At 71.0% G+C, this 17,391-nt stretch carries 18 protein-coding genes, 1 tRNA gene and 2 pseudogenes; 11 read left to right on the top strand and 10 right to left on the bottom strand.

Annotation, left to right across the window (positions count from 1 at the left end; genetic code table 11):
* The first annotated feature begins 132 nt into the window (after positions 1-132).
* Positions 133-2,031 (top strand): putative bifunctional diguanylate cyclase/phosphodiesterase, encoded by a 1,899-nt coding sequence (locus tag ACWIGU_RS12435; RefSeq protein WP_454400549.1) that lies wholly within the window; start codon positions 133-135, stop codon positions 2,029-2,031.
* A gap of 71 nt (positions 2,032-2,102) precedes the next feature.
* Here the strand turns inward: ACWIGU_RS12435 and ACWIGU_RS12430 are convergent, their stop codons facing one another.
* From ACWIGU_RS12430 to ACWIGU_RS12420, 3 genes are all read right to left on the bottom strand, one after another.
* Positions 2,103-3,194 carry an LLM class flavin-dependent oxidoreductase gene (locus ACWIGU_RS12430; protein WP_454400003.1) on the bottom strand — a complete coding sequence of 364 codons (1,092 nt, stop codon included), beginning with the start codon at positions 3,192-3,194 and terminating at the stop codon, positions 2,103-2,105.
* Between the two features lie 98 nt (positions 3,195-3,292).
* Positions 3,293-4,024: a maleate cis-trans isomerase family protein gene (locus tag ACWIGU_RS12425; protein WP_454400001.1), complete on the bottom strand. Its 732-nt coding sequence runs from the start codon at positions 4,022-4,024 to the stop codon at positions 3,293-3,295.
* Complete coding sequence (locus ACWIGU_RS12420; protein ID WP_454399999.1) at positions 4,021-4,839, bottom strand: maleate cis-trans isomerase family protein; 819 nt, start codon at positions 4,837-4,839, stop codon at positions 4,021-4,023. Before ACWIGU_RS12420 ends, ACWIGU_RS12425 begins: the two co-directional genes overlap by 4 nt.
* Here ACWIGU_RS12420 and ACWIGU_RS12415 point away from each other — a divergent pair.
* The 3 genes from ACWIGU_RS12415 to ACWIGU_RS12405 all read left to right on the top strand — a co-directional run bounded on the left by ACWIGU_RS12415 (position 4,838) and on the right by ACWIGU_RS12405 (position 7,540).
* A complete protein-coding gene (locus ACWIGU_RS12415; protein ID WP_454399997.1) occupies positions 4,838-5,125 on the top strand; it encodes a hypothetical protein in 288 nt (95 codons plus the stop codon). The genes ACWIGU_RS12420 and ACWIGU_RS12415 overlap by 2 nt on opposite strands.
* Positions 5,126-5,177: 52 nt before the next feature.
* Positions 5,178-6,065, top strand: coding sequence for a D-2-hydroxyacid dehydrogenase (locus tag ACWIGU_RS12410; protein WP_454400547.1), 888 nt, complete (start codon positions 5,178-5,180; stop codon positions 6,063-6,065).
* Positions 6,066-6,136: 71 nt separating this feature from the next.
* A complete protein-coding gene (locus ACWIGU_RS12405) occupies positions 6,137-7,540 on the top strand; it encodes an amidase (RefSeq protein ID WP_454399995.1) in 1,404 nt (467 codons plus the stop codon).
* A 4-nt stretch (positions 7,541-7,544) separates the two neighbouring features.
* Here ACWIGU_RS12405 and ACWIGU_RS12400 read toward each other — a convergent pair.
* Positions 7,545-7,748, bottom strand: a pseudogene (locus ACWIGU_RS12400) (DUF3830 family protein); the annotation flags it as partial.
* 99 nt (positions 7,749-7,847) lie between these two features.
* Between ACWIGU_RS12400 and ehuB the strand changes: the two are divergent.
* From ehuB to ACWIGU_RS12370, 6 genes are all read left to right on the top strand, one after another.
* Complete coding sequence (gene ehuB / locus ACWIGU_RS12395) at positions 7,848-8,765, top strand: ectoine/hydroxyectoine ABC transporter substrate-binding protein EhuB (protein WP_454399993.1); 918 nt, start codon at positions 7,848-7,850, stop codon at positions 8,763-8,765.
* Positions 8,762-9,508 carry an ectoine/hydroxyectoine ABC transporter permease subunit EhuC gene (ehuC, locus tag ACWIGU_RS12390; protein WP_454399991.1) on the top strand — a complete coding sequence of 249 codons (747 nt, stop codon included), beginning with the start codon at positions 8,762-8,764 and terminating at the stop codon, positions 9,506-9,508. Before ehuB ends, ehuC begins: the two co-directional genes overlap by 4 nt.
* A 47-nt stretch (positions 9,509-9,555) precedes the next feature.
* Positions 9,556-10,173, top strand: a complete 618-nt coding sequence (gene ehuD / locus ACWIGU_RS12385) for an ectoine/hydroxyectoine ABC transporter permease subunit EhuD (protein ID WP_454400545.1) — start codon at positions 9,556-9,558, stop codon at positions 10,171-10,173.
* A complete protein-coding gene (gene ehuA / locus ACWIGU_RS12380) occupies positions 10,163-10,978 on the top strand; it encodes an ectoine/hydroxyectoine ABC transporter ATP-binding protein EhuA (protein WP_454399989.1) in 816 nt (271 codons plus the stop codon). The genes ehuD and ehuA overlap by 11 nt, the downstream gene beginning before the upstream one ends.
* A 197-nt stretch (positions 10,979-11,175) precedes the next feature.
* Positions 11,176-11,934 carry an IclR family transcriptional regulator gene (locus tag ACWIGU_RS12375; RefSeq protein WP_454399987.1) on the top strand — a complete coding sequence of 253 codons (759 nt, stop codon included), beginning with the start codon at positions 11,176-11,178 and terminating at the stop codon, positions 11,932-11,934.
* Between the two features lie 61 nt (positions 11,935-11,995).
* A tRNA-Lys gene (locus ACWIGU_RS12370) sits at positions 11,996-12,069 on the top strand.
* Here the strand turns inward: ACWIGU_RS12370 and ACWIGU_RS12365 are convergent.
* Positions 12,035-12,235 (bottom strand): annotated as a pseudogene (locus tag ACWIGU_RS12365) (response regulator transcription factor); the annotation flags it as partial. The gene ACWIGU_RS12370 and the pseudogene ACWIGU_RS12365 sit on opposite strands and share 35 nt — an antisense overlap.
* Positions 12,236-12,321: 86 nt before the next feature.
* Positions 12,322-12,738: a winged helix-turn-helix transcriptional regulator gene (locus tag ACWIGU_RS12360; protein WP_454399985.1), complete on the bottom strand. Its 417-nt coding sequence runs from the start codon at positions 12,736-12,738 to the stop codon at positions 12,322-12,324.
* Positions 12,739-12,847: 109 nt separating this feature from the next.
* Here ACWIGU_RS12360 and ACWIGU_RS12355 point away from each other — a divergent pair, with 109 nt between their 5' ends.
* A complete protein-coding gene (locus ACWIGU_RS12355; RefSeq protein ID WP_454399983.1) occupies positions 12,848-13,684 on the top strand; it encodes an NAD(P)H-binding protein in 837 nt (278 codons plus the stop codon).
* 37 nt (positions 13,685-13,721) lie between these two features.
* On the opposite strand, the gene ACWIGU_RS12350 is transcribed toward ACWIGU_RS12355, so the two are convergent.
* The 4 genes from ACWIGU_RS12350 to ACWIGU_RS12335 all read right to left on the bottom strand — a co-directional run bounded on the left by ACWIGU_RS12350 (position 13,722) and on the right by ACWIGU_RS12335 (position 17,390).
* Entirely contained in the window at positions 13,722-15,389 is a 1,668-nt protein-coding gene (locus ACWIGU_RS12350; RefSeq protein WP_454399981.1) for an AMP-binding protein, read from the bottom strand.
* A gap of 126 nt (positions 15,390-15,515) precedes the next feature.
* A complete protein-coding gene (locus tag ACWIGU_RS12345; protein WP_454399979.1) occupies positions 15,516-15,956 on the bottom strand; it encodes a DUF3592 domain-containing protein in 441 nt (146 codons plus the stop codon).
* A gap of 98 nt (positions 15,957-16,054) precedes the next feature.
* Positions 16,055-16,651, bottom strand: coding sequence for a lytic polysaccharide monooxygenase auxiliary activity family 9 protein (locus ACWIGU_RS12340; RefSeq protein ID WP_454399977.1), 597 nt, complete (start codon positions 16,649-16,651; stop codon positions 16,055-16,057).
* Between the two features lie 79 nt (positions 16,652-16,730).
* Positions 16,731-17,390, bottom strand: a complete 660-nt coding sequence (locus ACWIGU_RS12335; protein ID WP_454399976.1) for a nucleoside/nucleotide kinase family protein — start codon at positions 17,388-17,390, stop codon at positions 16,731-16,733.
* Between the last annotated feature and the right edge of the window lies 1 nt (position 17,391).

The following is a 17,391-nucleotide window of genomic DNA, read 5'->3' as shown; positions in this document are numbered from 1 at the left end:
CCTCTATGATCGGCACACTTTCCTGCGCGGGCCCGGCTGCGAAGGCCGTTCGCCACCCAGGCTGTGATGACCCGGGAGCAACCCTCCCGGACCCCCGGAACGACTGCACTGCGGGAGCGAGCGGTGAGCGGAATGTCCGAAGGGCCGACGACCGCGGCCGACGCGGCACCCGACTCCACCCGCCGCGCCGTCACGGAGAGTTCCGCAGCGGTGGCTGCGCCCTCGCACGCCCCCGCCCCCGACTCCGTACGCGCGGGCCAGGACGCCCGGGCCCACGAGGCGCTCGGCGCCGGCCCCCCTCCCCCGCCGGCGTCCCCGCCCGCCCCCTACCTCTCGGCCTTCCTCGCCGCACCCCTCGCCCTGGCCGTCGTGGACCGCCAGGGCCAGGTGGTCACCGCCAACGCCGCGCTCGCCGCGATGCTCGGCGTGGAGGACCCCGGCGGGCTCACCGGGCACCCGGCGGCGGAGCTCGTGGACCTGGCGTCCGACTCCCGCACCTGGCACACGTACCGCGAGGTGCTGCGCGGGCGGCAGGCGCGGCTGGCGTGCACCCGCAGGATCAAGCACCCCGACGGGCACTCCGTGTGGGTCCAGGTCACCGTCTCGCCGGTGCCGGGCGGCCGTACGGTGCTGCTCTCCCTCACCGACATCAGCGCCCGCCGTGAACTCCAGGCGCGGCTGCGGCACTTGCAGATGCACGACCCGGTGACCCGGCTGCCGAACCGCACGCTGTTCTTCGAGCGGCTCTCCGCCGCGCTGGAGGCGGGCGCGTACGACGGGGCGGGCAGCGGACGGATCGGGCTGTGTTATCTCGACCTCGACGGGTTCAAGGCGGTCAACGACTCGCTCGGGCACGGCGTCGGGGACCGGCTGCTCACCGCCGTCGCCGAGCGCCTCACGCGCTGCGCCGACCGGATCGGCTGCAGCCGCGGGGCGGCGGCCCCGCTGGTCGCGCGGCTCGGCGGCGACGAGTTCGCGCTGCTCGTCGAGGACTCGGCCGGCACGGAACAGCTCTCGGCGCTCGCCGAATCGGTGCTCCGGGCGATCCAGGAACCGTTCGACCTGTCGGGGCAACGGCTCGCCGTGTCGGCCTCGATCGGGGTCGTGGAGCGGCGCATGGAGGGCACGACGGCGACGTGCCTGATGCAGGCCGCGGACACCACGCTGTACTGGGCGAAGGCCGACGGCAAGGCGCGCTGGACGCTCTTCGACCCGGAGCGCAACGCGCACCGGATGACCCGGCAGGCCCTGTCGTCGAGCCTGCGCCCCGCGGTGGAGCGCGGCGAGTTCGTCCTCGAGTACCAGCCGCTGGTGAATCTGGGTGACGGGGTGCTGCGCGGCGTCGAGGCGCTCGTGCGCTGGGATCACCCCCAGTTCGGAATGCTCACGCCGAATCGGTTCATCGGACTGGCCGAGGAGGACGGCTCGATCGTGCAGCTGGGCCGGTGGATCCTGCGTACGGCGTGCCGGCAGGCGCGCAGCTGGCAGCTGGAGCACCCCCGGACTCCGCCGGTCTATGTGAGCGTGAACGTGGCGGTGCGTCAGGTGTGGGACTCGGACCTGGTGGCGGATGTCGCCGAGGTCCTCGCGGAGACCGGACTCGCCCCGGAACTCCTGCAGCTGGAGCTGACCGAGTCGGCGGTGATGGGCTCGGCGGGCCGCCCCCTCCAGACCCTGCAGTCGCTCAGCGACATGGGTGTGCACATCGCCATCGACGACTTCGGCACCGGCTACTCGAACCTCGCGTACCTGAGCAGGCTCCCGGTGTCGGTCCTGAAGCTGGACGGCTCGTTCGTGCACGGATTCCAGTACGACGAAGGGGGCGAGCACGCGACCCCCGCGGACGCCGTGATCGTCGAGGCCATGGTGCAGCTCGCGCACCGGCTCGGCCTCACGGTCACCGCCGAGTGCGTGGAGACGGCGGCGCAGGCGGCGCGCCTGCGCCGGATCGGCTGCGACACGGGCCAGGGCTGGCTGTATTCGCGCCCGGTGGCGCCGGATCGTATCTCCGCGCTGCTGACGGCTTCCTGACGGCTCCCCGGCGAGTTGGGAAGGAACGCGGGGTGCCGCCTCCCCCCCGTGCGAGGCGGCACCCGGCCGGGTCAGGGCCGCGGCAGCCCGTACGCGTCGGCGACGAGTTCGTAACTGCGCAGGCGGATCTCGGCGGTGTGGGCGTTGGCGGTGAGCATCAGCTCGTCGGCTCCGGTGCGCTTGTGGAGGTCGTCGAGGCCGGCGCGGACCTCGTCGGCGGTGCCGTGGATGACGTTCGAGTTCCAGCTGTCGACGAACTCCCGCTCCATCGCGCTGAATTCGTGACGCTCGGCCTCCTCGGGGGTCGGTACGAGGCCGGGGCGGCCGGTGCGCAGGCGGACCATGTTGAGGGCGGCCGCGAGGACCTGGCGGCGGGCCTCCTTCTCCTCGTCCGCGGCGAGCGCGGAGACGCCGATGAGGGCGTACGGGGAGGACAGCACCGCCGACGGCTTGAAGGACTCGCGGTAGAGGTCGAGGGCCGGGACCGTGTTCTGCGCGGAGAAGTGGTGCGCGAACGCGAAGGGCAGGCCGAGGACGCCGGCGAGGCGGGCGCTGAAGCCGGAGGAGCCGAGCAGCCAGATCGGCGGGCGGTGCGGGGACTGCACGCCGCCGGGGGACGTCGCCTGGACCGGGCCCGGGACCGCGTGGATGCGGGCGTAGGGATGGCCGTCCGGGAAGTCGTCGTCGAGGAAGCGGGTCAGCTCGGCGAGCTGCTGGGGGAAGTCGTCGGCGCCCTCGTTGAGCCGGTCCGTGCGGCGCAGGGCGGCGGCCGTCGCGCCGTCGGTGCCGGGGGCGCGGCCGAGGCCGAGGTCGATACGGCCCGGGGCCATCGCCTCCAGGGTGCCGAACTGCTCGGCGATGACCAGGGGCGCGTGGTTGGGCAGCATGACGCCGCCCGAACCGAGGCGGATGCGCTCGGTGTGGGCGGCGAGATGGGCCAGGATCACGGCCGGGGACGAGGACGCCACTCCGGGCATGGAGTGGTGTTCCGCGACCCAGTAGCGGTTGAAGCCGCGGTTCTCGGCCAGCTTGGCGATCTTCACGCTGGTGCGGAGGGCGTCGGTGGCGGTGCGGCCGGCGCCGACGGTCACCAGATCGAGGACCGAAAGGGGCACGGGGGCGGTGCCCTGGGCGGTTGCCCGGATCTCGTCGTTTCCGGCCACTGAGTCCTCCTGTAAGTACGATGCTGTCTGCGCCGGTACTTAACGGAGGATGGCTCCGGTTTATTCCGGACCCCTTGATCCGGACGCCGGACAACCACTCAGACCTGCACCAGCGGCTCCTTCGTGAAGAGCGCGCCGAGCGCCGGCGCGTTCACCCGCCGCCCCGCAAGCCGCAGCGCCTCCCACACGGTGACCTGGTTGGCCGTCAGGACCGGCTTGCCCAGCTCCCGCTCCAGGTCACGGACGTAGGCCGCCGTGTGCAGGGCCGTGTCCGGCAGGAGCAGCGCCTGCGCGTCCTGGTGATCGCCCGCCGCGGCCATCGCCCTGACCTCCGGCCACCCCCAGGTGCCGACCTCGGCCGCCGTGACGATGCCGCTGCCGCGCACCGAGACGACCTCGATGCCGCCCGCCTTCAGGAACGTGCGGAAGTGCTCCGCCACGTCCTCCGGGTACGTCGCCGCGATCGCGACGCTGCGCGCGCCGACCTCCGGTACGGCGTGGGCGAACGCGAACGACGTGCTGGAGGCGGGCAGGCCCGCGGCCCTGGCCAGGTCCCGCACCTGTTCGTGCGCGCCCTCCCAGCCCCGGACGAAGCTGCCGCTGGTGCACGCCCAGACGACCGCCTCGGCGCCGGACAGGCGCAGCTCCTCGACACCGGCGGCGAGCCGCTGCGGGGAGCCCATCTCGATCAGCGCGTCGACACGGTGCGCGTCCTCACCGATGTCCGTGTGGACGACCGGCAGCCTCACATCGCTGTCGATCAGCATTTCGATTCGCGGATAGTCGTCCTCGGCCGAGTGTCCCGGGTAGAGAAATCCGACTGCGGTCATGCCCACCCTTCCTGTTCTTCCGGCAGCTCACCGGCCGGTTCCTGCGGCAGCTGCGGCAGCTCGCGGGCCGGCCAGTGCCGCGCCGACTCGTCCAGCAGCGCCTGATACGGCCCCACGGCACGGGTACCCAGCCTGCGCAGCGCTGCCCACACCGTGACCTGATTGGCTGAGATCACCGGGATCCGCAGCTCGGCCTCCAGCTGCGGGATGACGTCGTACGTCGGCAGGTTCGTGCAGCTGATGAACAGCGCGTCGGCGTCCTGGCGGGCGGCTCCCCTGGCCATGTCGGCCACGTCCCGGTACGGCACCTTCCAGATGTGCCGGGTCAGGCCGAGGAAGGCGCGGCCCGTGACGGTGATGCCGGCCTCGGCCAGGTACTCCTCGAGCGACTCGGTCACCGAGCGCGTGTACGGGGTGACCAGGGCGATCCGGCGGGCGCCCAGCTCGGTGAGCGCTTCGAGGAGCGCGCCCGACGTGGTGACGGAGGGACGTTCACCGGATCGAAACATCGCCTCGCACATGGCGCGTTCGCCCGCGATGCCGCCGACGAAACTGCCCGACGTACAGGCGTACGCGAGAACCTCGGGTTCGGCGGCGCTCAGCGCGCGCACCGCCTCGCCGAGGGTCTCGTGCTCACTGACCAGACGGGCCAGGTCGAGGCTGACCTCGACGGGCACGTACGGGGTACGGGTGAGGTGCAGTGACACCTCGTCCGGAACCCAGCGCCACAGCTCGCGGTCGAGGGCGAAGTCGAAGGGTGCGACGACACCGACACCGCGTTGCGGGTGTGGTCCGCCGAGGAAGGAGACGTCCATGACAGGCCCCAAGTCTCTTGAGACGTTCGAGACGATGCTGCGGAGAGCCGGCCGGCGGGCCGGGACGTCGGGACAGGGCGAGGGCAACGGAAAAGTGCCTCTGTTGACGAAGGTAGGTTCGGGTGCCAGCGTGGTCAATCCGCACTTTTTCCTACCAATGAAGCGGACCTTCGTTGCGAAACGGTTTCTGCCGATGACCGGTCCGATGACCGGCTCGACGACCAGCCGGATTCCCGGCCCGATGCCCCCCAGTGCGCGGCCCGACGACCGGAGCGAACGTGTCTGACGTGACCTTGCTGGTGCTCGACGACGACCCCCCGCCGCGCCTGGGCCGCCTCATGGGCCGGGTGCGCGTCGTGCACGCCGACGAGTCGACGCTCGCCGCTCAACTCCCCTCGGCCGACGTGCTGCTGGTCTGGGACTTCCTGTCCGACGCGGTGCGCCGCGCCTGGCCGGGCGAGGGCCCCCGCCCGCGCTGGGTGCACACCGCGAGCGCGGGCGTCGACCGGCTGATGTGCCCGGAACTCGCCGCGTCGGACACGGTCGTGACGAACGCGCGCGGCGTCTTCGACCAGCCGATCGCCGAATACGTGGGCGCGCTCGTCCTGGCCATGGCGAAGGACCTGCCGCGCACCCTCGCTCTCCAGGGCGAGCGCGAGTGGCGCCACCGTGAGACGCAGCGCGTCTCGGGCACCCGGGCCTGCGTGGTGGGTTCAGGGCCGATCGGCCGGGCGATCGCCGCGACGCTGAAGGCACTCGGGGTCACGACGGCGCTGGTCGGGCGCACCGCGCGGGCCCAAGTGCACGGTCCGGCGGACCTCGGGCGGCTGATGGCCCGCGCGGACTGGGTGGTGTGCGCGGCGCCGCTGACCGACGACACGCGCGGCATGTTCGACGCGCGCCTCTTGGGGATGATGCAGCCGTCCGCCCGCTTCATCAACGTGGGCCGCGGACAGCTCGTGGTCGAGGACGATCTCGCGGACGCGCTGGCCAAGCGGTGGATCGCGGGCGCGGCGCTCGATGTCTTCGAGCACGAGCCGCTGCCGCGGGACAGCGCGCTGTGGACGGCGCCCGGCCTGATCGTCTCCCCGCACATGAGCGGCGACACGGTCGGCTGGCGGGACGAACTGTCGCGCCAGTTCGTGGAGTTCTACGAGAAATGGGCGTCCGGGAAGCCGCTTCCGAACGTGGTCGACAAGAAACGTGGGTATGTCCCCGGGCACTGACCGATCCGGCAGAGCGGACTGATCCACGAGGGTCCCGGGTCGGCACTCCCGGACCGACCTGAGGAGAGCGGATGACCGAGCTCACCGAGCTGAGCGCGCAAGCGCTCGTCGACGGCTACCGCACGGGCGGGTTCAGCCCCGTCGATGCCACGCGGGCCGTCCTGCGCCGCATCGAGGAGGTGGATCCCGCGGTCAACGCCTTCGTGCGGCTCGACGTGGAGACCGCCCTCGCGCAGGCCGGGGCGAGCGCGGAACGCTGGCGCAGAGGTGAGCCACAGGGCCTGGTGGACGGGGTCCCGGTGTCGGTGAAGGACATCCTCCTGATGCGCGGCGGGCCGACGCTGCGCGGCTCGCGCACGGTGCGGGCCGAGGGCGCGTGGGAGGAGGACGCGCCGTCGGTGGCGCGGCTGCGCGAGCACGGCGCGGTGTTCGTAGGCCGTACGACGACGCCGGAGTTCGGCTGGAAGGGCGTCACGGACTCGCCGCTGTCCGGCGTGACCCGCAATCCGTACGACCTCTCGCGCACCTCGGGCGGATCGAGCGGCGGCAGCGCGGCGGCGGTGGCGCTCGGGGCGGGCCCGCTGTCGCTCGGCACGGACGGCGGCGGCTCGGTGCGGATCCCGGCGGCGTTCTGCGGGATCTTCGGTCTGAAGCCGACGTACGGGCGGGTGCCGCTCTATCCCGCGTCCGCGTTCGGGACGCTCTCGCACGTGGGGCCGATGACGCGGGACGTGGCCGACGCGGCGCTGATGATGGACGTGATCAGCGGCGCGGACTGGCGTGACTGGTCGCAGCTCGGCCCGGTGGAGGGCGGTTTCCGCGACGGGCTGAGCGGCGGGGTGCGGGGACTGCGCATCGCGTTCTCAGCGTCGTTCGGCGGGCAGGTCGCGGTGCGGCCCGCGGTCGCGGCGGCGGTCCGCAAGGCCGTTGAGGGGCTCGCGGGGCTCGGGGCGTACGTCGAGGAGGCCGATCCGGACATCACGGACCCGGTGGAGGCGTTCCACACGCTGTGGTTCAGCGGGGCGGCGCGGGTGACACAGAACCTCTCGCCCGCGCAGCGCGCTCTGCTCGATCCGGGCCTGCGCGAGATCTGTGCGCAGGGGTCCGGGTACAGCGCGCTCACGTATCTCGCGGCGGTCGACGTGCGGGCGGAGCTCGGGCGGCGGATGGGCCGGTTCCACTCGACGTACGACCTGCTGGTGACGCCGACGCTGCCGCTGACTGCGTTCGAGGCGGGCGCCGAGGTGCCGAAGGGGTCGGGGCTGCGGCGCTGGACGGGGTGGACGCCGTTCACGTACCCGTTCAACCTGACGCAGCAGCCCGCGGCGACCGTCCCGGTGGGGGTGGACGCGGACGGGCTGCCGGTGGGGCTGCAGATCGTGGGCGCGCGGCACGCGGACGCGCTGGTCCTGCGTGCCGCGCACAGCTTGTACGAGTCGGGGGTCGCCGGGATTCCGGCGCCTGCGCTCACCTGAAGTCGAGGGTCTCGCCCGGCTCGGCGCCGGATTGACAGCCGTATGCCTGGGTCCCCGGTTCCGTACCGGAAAAGGAGAAAGAGCAGAGGTCCCCCGGAATGGGGGTGATGGCCGGATTCTCCAGGGGTGGCTCCCGGTTCGCGAATGCCGGGAAAAGGGCGTAGATCTCGTAGCGCGCGTATTTCACGTCATAGACGTCGGAGCCCAGTTCAGCCCCATGCTCCCCCCTGGGCCAAGGGCGCCCCGCCCGCATCAGGGGCTTGAATTGATACGCATAGGTTGTGTCCGGTCGGGTAGCCGCGCGCCCATGGCTCCACCTATTTGGAATGTCACAGAAGGAACACGAAGCCTAGAAGCCAACAGAAAGGGCATACGCCGACGATCTCTGCTCATCGGTGCCACCGCTCTCGGCGCGGCCGGCGCCGTCGGGGCCGCGGGTTGCAGCCGCGTACCGGGCGGCGACACCCTCGCGCGGCTCCAAGGCCAGGGCACGGTCCGCCTCGGGATCGCGGGCGAGGTGCCGTACGGCTACATCGACGACAGCGGCAAGTTCACGGGTGAGGCCGTCGAACTCGCCAAGGTCATCTTCAAACGGCTCGGTGTCGGCCACGTCCAGCCCGTCGCCACCGACTTCAGCTCCCTGATACCCGGCCTGCAGACCCAGCAGTTCGACGTGGTGTCGGCCGGGATGTACATCAACAAGGAGCGCTGCCAGCAGGTCATCTTCTCGGACCCCGAGTACCAGATGCTGGACTCCTTCATCGTCCGCAAGGGCAACCCGAAGAACCTGCACGACTACGCGGACTGCGTGAAGGCGAAGGCGAAGCTCGGCACGGGCACCGGCTACGCGGAGATCGCCTACGCGGTCGAGGCGGGCTACAAGGAGAGCGACATCATCATCCTCCAGGACCAGGTCGCCGGCCTGAACGCCGTGGAGGCAGGGCGCATCGACGTGTTCGCCGGCACCGCACTGACCACGCGTGAGGTGACGAAGAAGAGCCGCAAGGCCGAGCACACCGAGCCGTTCGCGCCCCTGGTCGGAGGCAAGAAGCACGTCGACGGCGGCGGATTCACGTTCCGCTCGAACGACACGGAGCTGCGCGACGCCTTCAACAAGGAGATCCACAAGATGAAGGCGAGCGGCGAACTCTTCCGCATCCTGCGGCCGTTCGGCTTCACCCAGGCCGAGATGACGAAGCTGACCGCAGAGGAGCTGTGCAAATGACAGCGGGACTGTGGGAACACTGGGTCCTTCCGGGCATCTGGGTCACGATCCAGCTGACCGTGTACAGCGCGGCCCTCGCGACCGTCGTCGCCTTCGGTGTGGGCATGGCCCGCACCCACAGGCTGTGGATCGTGCGCTTCGTCGCGGGCTTCTACACCGAGGTCTTCCGCGGCACGTCGGCGCTGATCCTGATGTTCTGGATCTTCTTCGTGCTGCCGCAGCTCGCCGGCTGGTCGCTGGTCCCGATGTGGGCCGCGGTCCTGGCGCTCGGCCTGTCCTACGGCGCGTACGGCGCCGAGGTGGTGCGCGGCGCGCTGGGCGCGGTGGCGCCCGCGCAGCGCGAGGCGGGGGTCGCGCTGAGCTTCACTCCCTGGCAGCGGATGCGGCTGATCTTGCTGCCGCAGGCCGTGCCGGAGATGATCCCGCCGTTCTCGAACCTGCTGATCGAACTCCTCAAGGGCACCGCCCTGGTGTCGCTGCTCGGCATCGGCGACGTCTCCTTCGCCGCGTACCTGGTGCGCCTCGCCACCCAGGAGAGCGCGCAGATCTACGCGATCACCCTCGTCATCTACTTCGTGATCGCCTTCCTGCTCACGCGCGGGATGCGCGCGCTCGAGCGCAAGACCAAGGCCGGCATCGGCCAGCGCCCTGACCCGGGAATCGGCATCATGCGCAAGCTCAACATCCGTCAGAGGACGGAAACCGCACCCGTTCCCACGAGCACGGGAGGTGGCGGCGCGTGATCACCACCGCTTCCGGCACCTGGGACTGGTCGGCCGTCGCCGACTTCATGCCGCACTTCTGGGACGGCGTGCTCGTCACGCTTCAGGCTCTCGTCCTCGGCTCGCTGATCTCCTTCAGCGTCGGCCTGGTCTGGGCGCTCGCTCTGCGCGCCCCGACGCGCTTCGTGCGCTGGCCGGTGGGCGTCGTCACCGAGTTCATCCGCAACACCCCGCTGCTCGTGCAGCTCTTCTTCCTGTTCTTCGTGCTGCCGGAATGGGGCATCCAGTTCTCCGCCCTGACCACCGGCATCGTCGCCATCGGCCTGCACTACTCGACGTACACCGCGCAGGTCTACCGGGCGGGCATCGAGGCCGTGCCCGTCGGCCAGTGGGAGGCGGCACGGGCGCTGAGCCTGCCGTACGGCAGGACGTGGACGGCGGTGATCCTGCCGCAGGCGATCCGCCGCGTGATCCCCGCGCTCGGCAACTACGTGATCGCGATGCTGAAGGACACCCCGCTGCTCGCCGGGATCGGCGTGCTCGAACTGCTGCAGCGGTCCCGCCTGGAAGCGGCCCAGACCTTCCAGTACACGGAGGCCCTCACGGTCGTGGGTGTCGCCTTCGTCGTCATCGCCTATCCCTCCTCCCTCCTCCTCCGAGCCCTGGAGCGACGTCTTGTCCGCTGACCCGAATCTCCCCAAAGACCAGGCCAACCCCAAGGTGGACGGCAGCGAGCTGATCCGCTTCGACAAGGTCGTCAAGCGCTTCGGCGGGAACACCGTCCTCGACGAGCTCGACTTCTCCGTCGACTCCGGCAAGCACGTCACGCTGGTCGGCCCGTCCGGCTCCGGCAAGACGACGATCCTGCGACTCCTGATGACCCTGATCAAGCCCGACGAGGGCACGATCAAGGTCAACGGGGACTTCCTCACGCACGAGGAGCGGGGCGGCAAGCTCGTCCCGGCCGGCGAGAAGCACATCCGCGAGGTCCGCAAGAACATCGGGATGGTCTTCCAGCAGTTCAACCTCTTCCCGAACATGAAGGTCCTGCGCAACATCATGGAGGCGCCGGTCACCGTGCTCGGCCTCTCCAAGGACGAGGCGGAGCAGCGCGCCCGCGAGCTGCTCGACATGGTGGGTCTCGGCGACCGCTGCGACGCGTACCCGACGCAGCTCTCCGGCGGCCAGCAGCAGCGCGTCGCCATCGCCCGCGCCCTCGCGATGCGCCCGCAGGTACTGCTCCTCGACGAGGTCACCTCCGCGCTCGACCCGGAGCTCGTCGCCGGCGTCCTGGACGTGCTGCGCGACATCGCGCACACCACGGACATCACGATGCTCTGCGTGACCCACGAGATGAATTTCGCCCGGGACATCTCGGACCAGGTCCTGATGTTCGACGCGGGCCGTGTCATCGAGTCGGGGCCGCCGGAGAAGATCTTCAGCGATCCGGAGCACGAGCGGACGCGGGAATTTCTCAGCGCAGTTCTGTGACCACGAGCGGTGAGGTCCGCTAAGTCCCGAGGTCCCGAACCTGGGGCATGACTTTGGCATATGCCAGGGTGGCGCGCTCCTGCTGACAGGCCCGGAGCGCGCCGCCAAAGTCGCCAACAGGCGCCCCACAAAAGCCTCTTGGCAGCTATCGTGGACCGAGGCCAGCTGTCCGGAACCGGTCCTTGCAGGGGGATGCCGTGGCGCTGAAGCACGAGCCGATCGCGCAGCACCAGTCGGTGCAGCACGCCCTTCGTGTGCTCGAAACCGTCGCACGACGCGGCGTCGGAGTCACCGGCAACGAGCTCGGCAACGAGACCGGACTGCCCGCCGACCGGCTCGCCCCGCTGCTGCGCATGCTGCGCCGCGAGGGGTACGTGGAGCAGACCTCCGACGGCGCGTACGTCACGGGCGAGACGCTGACCAGCCTCGGCTCGGCGCAGGGCCGCGAGCACGCGCTCACCAGGAGCCTCCAGCACACCCTCGACCGGCTGCGCGAGACGGTGGGCGCGGCGGTCTATCTCAGCCGGTACGTGGACGGCGAGATCCGCATCACCCAGCTCGCCCAGGGCCCCACGACCCCCGCGGTCAACGAGTGGGTGGACTTCCGCTCCGCGGCGCACGCCAGCGCGATCGGCAAGAGCCTCCTCGGCCAGCTCGACCTCAACGGGCGGCGCGACCACCTCTCCCGCCACAAGATGGCCCGCCTGACCTCGCGCACGATCACGAACGAGCGCGTCCTGCTCTCCAAGCTCGACGCCCAGCCGGCGACGGTGCCGGTCCTCGACCTCCAGGAGTACGCGGTGGGCACGGTGTGCGCCGCCGTCCCGCTCACGGCCGGCTCCTCGGTGGGCGCACTGGCCCTCTCACTCCCCGTCGAGCACGCCCACCGCCTCCACCACGCGGCCAACACACTGAACCGCGGAGCGGCCCCGGTCCTGCTCTCCCTGGCGATCTAGGCGCCGGCCCGGGTGTGTCAGAAGCACCCCTCAGAACCAGGTATTATTTTCGAGTCAGCAGGCGCCGCTAGCTCAGTTGGTTAGAGCAGCTGACTCTTAATCAGCGGGTCCGGGGTTCGAGTCCCTGGCGGCGCACCGACACAGTGATGGCCCTCCACGAAAGTGGGGGGCCATCGCTATTTGCGCCCAGGATGCTGCCGATGTGTTTGCCGACGGCCGCCTCGCTCACCACCAGGTCCCGGGCGATCGCTCCGTTCGATCTGCCCTCGGCGACCAGGGCGAGGACCTCGCGTTCCCGTGGGCACCCTCCCGCGAGACATCCGGCGGCACGCCACGGGGCGCTGCCGCGCAGGTAGGAGGGACCGCGCAGGGAGGCGGCGAGGGAGGTCACCGGGCGGGCCCACCAGCAGTCGGGGACGGCCCCACCGAGTCCCCCGCGTCGAACCTCTCCCGCGCCTCCTCGACCAGGGGCAGATGCCCGGACGACCACTCGGCCAGCGTCGCGAACAGCGGGGCGAGGCTGCGGCCCAGGTCGCTGATCTCGTACTCGACCCGCGGCGGCACCTCCGGGTAGTACGTGCGCACGACGAGTCCGTCGCGCTCCATCTGCCGAAGGCGCTGCGTGAGCACCTTCGGCGTGATGGTGCCGATGGCGCGCTGGAGCTGCACGAAGCGCTGGGTGCCGTACTCGTTGAGCGCCCACAGGATCGGCGTGGTCCAGCGGCTGAAGACGATGTCGAGAACCGGCGAGATCGGGCAGGCCTGCGCGGGCCCCCCGTCCTTCCGCCCTGCACTGCCGCTCATACAGCCCTCCCGGAAAGTCACTTTCCTCTAGGTATCTACTTTACTCAGGATGCTAGCTTTCGAGAACAGAGCGGGGCATCAAGACCCCCTCACTACAAGGGAGTTGAAGATGATCGTTGTCACGGGTGCCACCGGGAACGTCGGCCGTCCGCTCGTCGCCGCCCTGACCGCCGCGGGCGAGCAGGTCACCGCCGTATCGCGCCGCCCCGCGCCCGACCTGCCCGTACGTCACGTACAGGCGGACGTCGGCGACGCGGACAGCCTGCGGCCCGCGCTGGAGGGGGCCGACGCGCTGTTCCTGCTGATCGGGGCGGAGCTGCACCAGGCCGGGGAGCCGCCGGCCGCCGTGCTCGACGTGGCGAAGGCGGCCGGTGTACGCCGCGTTGTCCTGCTCTCCTCGCAGGGAGCCGTGACGCGGCCCGACGCCGTCTCGCACGCCAGGCTGCACGCGTTCGAGGAGGCCGTGCGACAGTCGGGCCTGAACTGGACGCTGCTGCGCCCCGGCGGTTTCGCCTCGAACGCCTTCGCGTGGGCCGACTCCGTCCGCGCCGGCCGCGCCGTCGCCGCCCCCTTCGCCGATGTGGCGCTGCCGGTCGTCGACCCGGCGGACATCGCGGCGGTCGCGTCCGTCGCGCTGCGCGAGGACGGTCACGCGGGCCGGGCCTACGAGTTGACGGGACCGGTGGCGGTCTCACCGCGTGAGCAGGCCGCGGCGCTGGGCGAGGCGATCGGCGCCGAGGTGCGGTTCACCGAACTGAGCCGCGCTCAGGCCCGTGCCTTCATGACGCGGTTCCTGCCGGAGCCGGTCGTGGACGGCACGCTCGACATCCTCGGCTCGCCGCGCCCCGCCGAGCAGCGGGTGAGCCCGGACGTCCGCTCCGTGCTCGGCCGCGAGCCCGGCACGTTCGCACAGTGGGCGGCCCGCAACGCGGCGGCCTTCGCCTGAGCAGACCCAAGGGGGCACACGCCAAGGTGCACCCGCCTCAGCGGTCCAGCAGGTCCGATCTCCCGTGTGCCGCGTACTCCTCCGAGAGCGCCGTGACGTCGGCATCGGTGAGACTCCGGTACCCGCTCTCCCCCGGCGGCCGCCACCACACGGGGTCCGCGCACCGGAACCCCTCGCGGCGCAGCCCCACCCGGTGCACCTTGTTCGTCGCGGTGACGGGCATCCGCCCCACGATCCGGACGAAGCGAGGCGCCATCTTGGTCCCCAGGTCGGCCTGGGAAAGCAGGAATTCGGCGAAGCCGAGCGGGTCGAAGGGTTCGGCCGGGTCCGTCCCGCGCAGGGCGAGCGTCGCCATCACCTGGTCACCGGCCACCGGGTCGGGCACGCCGTACACGGCGACCGCGGCAGCGTGTTCGTACCGGGCGAGGATGTTCTCGATCATCGCGGGCGCCAGGTTCTCGCTGTCGACCCGGAGCCGGTCGTCGGTGCGGCCCGCGAAGTACAGGAACCCCTCGCGGTCGCGGTAGAAGAGATCCCCCGTCCAGTACCAGCCGTCCCGTACGCGCTGTGCGTGCGCGTCCTCGTTGCGCCAGTACCCCTCGAAGTGCGTGCGGCCCCGGTTGACCAACTCCCCTATCGCGGTGGCTCCGTTGAGGAGGCGGCCGTCCGCGTCGAACTCCGCGGGCGCGCACTGACGACGGGTGGCCGCGTCGACGACGGCCAGGTCGTCCCCCGGTGCCGCCCGCCCGATAGCCCCGGCCGGTGTCCCCGCCGAGCGCTGGATGGCGGCGCCGCCCTCGGACGACCCGTACCCCTCCACGAGCCGCACCCCGAACCGCTCGGCGAACCGCGCCGCGTCCACCGCCCCCGCCTCCGTGCCGAAGCCCGTCCGCAGCGGATTGTCCCGGTCGTCGGGCCGCTCGTCGGTGGCCAGGATGTACTGCACGGCCCGCCCGACATACGTGAAGTACGTGGCCCCGTACGCCCGTACGTCGCCCAGGAACCGGGACGCCGAGAACCGGCGCCGCAGCGCCACGCCCGCGCCCGCCGCGACGGCCGGCGCCCAGTCGGCGATCACCGCGTTGCCGTGGGACAGCGGCATGCAGATGTAGTGGACGTCGTCGCGGCGCACGCCGAACTGGCCGACGAGCGACTGTCCGGCCGCAGCAAGGCGCCCCTGCGAGCAGATCGCGGCCTTGGGCGCGCCCGTGGAGCCGGAGGTGAAGTAGAGCAGCATCCGGGTTCCGGGTGTGGCACGCGCGGGGTCGGGCTTGACTCCCTCGTACGGTGCGAGCAGCTCACCGTAAGCGTCGGAGTCCGTCACCAGGATGCGTACGCCCGGGAGCCGGAGCCCGTCGAGCAGCGGCAGATGAGACCGCTCGGTGACGAGGACGCGGCAGTCGGTGTGGAGGATGTCGCGGGCGAGTTCGGGGCCGCGCCGGGTCGGGTTGACGCCGGCGACGGCGGCGCCCGCGAGGGCCGCGGCGCTCAGCCAGAGCGGGAACTCCGGGGTGTTGTCGAGGAGTACGCCGATGTGCGGCTCCGCTCCCCTGGGCAGCAGATCGGCGAGGAACGCGGCCCGGGCGGCGGCGCCCGCGGCAACCTCGTGATGACTGAGGACCTGGTCCTCGCACCACAGTCCGGGGCGGTGGTCGCCCCAACGCTCCTGTACGAGTTCCGCGACGGTACGCCTCATGGGACCCATGACCGGGCACCATAATTGACGCATCGTCAGAAGGGGAGACCCGGCGGCAGATCAGCCGTACTGGATCACGACGGTGATGAGGACCGGGAAGAGTATGTGGAAGACGGCGTCCGCGGGGGCCTCGGGTCAGAAGGGCATCTCGGCGGCGACGACAACGAAGAAGACGCAGAAGGCGACGACGAGACCGAGGAAGCCCAGCAGGAACACCATGCCCGCCGCGGCCCGCACCGGGGCCGGGGCGTGCGCCGTGGCACGGTCGGGGCGGTCGGCGGTGTAGTACACCGTCACGGCATCGCCCTGCACGGTGGTCGCGGGCCCGTTGGCCTCCTCGAACCTGACGGGGCGTCCGTCACCGGCCGTGAACTCGTAGACGTGGTGCTGTGTGGTGCTCCGGTGGCCGTCGCTGTCCCTCCTCGTCGAGGTGAACGCACGCAGACAGCGGGCCTGTGCGGTCAGACCGCTCGCCCAGGCCCTTCTGACCTGCATCGAACGGCGGGTCAGGGTCACCGCCATGAAGAGCGCCACCGACGCGATGAACACCGGCACGATCAAGAACAACACCTGCATGGCGATCCCCCGATACCACGTTCCGTGCACGCCGCCCCGGTCGGAACGGCGTGCACGGAACGTACCCGCGCGAAGGCCCCGGGAGCCTCAAGACTTGCTCAGAACTGGACGTCCGAGCACGCGTAGAACGCGTTGGCCGTGTCCGCGATCGTCCACACCGCGAGGATCACGTGGTGGCCGCTCTTGCCGGGGGGCAGGGTGCCGGTGTGCGAGAGCGTGGCCGGGGGCTGCCCGCTGAACGGCACGGTCAGGAACGGCGCGGTGTCCAGGTCGGCCCTGGTCAGCGGCTTGCTGTCGTCCCAGCCGTTCTTGGTGATGTAGTAACGGAAGTCCGTGGTGGAGTGCCGCGCGGTGAACTGCCAGCGGAAGGTCTGACTTGCCCCCGCGGTGACCTTGGTCGTCGGCCAGGCGGTGCCGTTGGGGGCCTTCGCGCCGTTGAGGGCGCCGAACTCCGCGTGGTTGGCGGAGCAGATCGTCCCGTCGGCGGGGCCGGCGGCCGGGAAGCCCTTGGGACCCTCGACGCTCTGCGGCTCCCACTGGATGTTGCCGCATCCGGTGACGGTGCCGTCGGCGCAGAGTTTCTGCCGGCTGATGGGGAGGTCGGTGTAGCCGTGACTGCTCGCGCCGCCCGACGAGAGCACGAAGGCCCCGGCGGTGGTGAGGCCGAGCAGGGCCGCGTACATCTTCTTTCGCATGCTGCCGCTCCTGGAGAACGTGGGGGAGTTCCGGTGAGCCGTACGCACAGCGCCAGTCAGGTCTAGACCAAGCCTCAGATTATTGCCAGGAGTTGACTGTGTCCATATCAAAAGACATGTCCATACCAAGAGTGGAGAGGATCCTGTCGCATCTCCCCCGGGAGGTCTCGACCAGCTCCCCGTTCGGCGTGTCATTTCCGGCCACCCACGCGCGGGCCCCCTCCGCATCCCGCCCGCCAGCCAACTGCCGCTCCACAAGCCGGACTTGACGTACTGTTGGCGGAGCCTCGACGTACCAGCACCGCGCCATCAGTTCTCGCGCCTCGCGCCAGCCCGGCAGGTCGCACGCCAGATAGTTCCCCTCGGTCACGACGAGCCGCGCCGCCGGCGAGACCACGTGCCGCGCCGCGACGGGCTCGTGCAGCGTGCGGTCGTAATCGGGTACGTAGATGTCCGCGGCGGTGTCGTCGAGGACCCGGCGCAGCAGCGCCACGTATCCCCGCACGTCGAAGCTCGGCTCGGAGCCCTTGCGGTCGGTCAGCCCGAGGCGCTCCAACTGGGCGTTGGCCAGATGGAATCCGTCGAGCGGCAGATACGCGGCCCGCTCGCCGATCCGCTCCACGAGGGCCCGGGCGAGCGTGGACTTCCCGGCGCCGGGCGGGCCCGCGATCCCCAGCAGGACACGCGGGCCCGGCGCGGCGAGTTTCCAGGCTTCGGCCGTCAGTCTCGAGATCCCCATG

It is taken from the genome of Streptomyces sp. NPDC055400 (assembly GCF_053644375.1).
The sequence above is the reverse complement of the archived record's forward strand: the minus strand, read 5'-3'. Positions and strand labels throughout refer to the sequence as shown.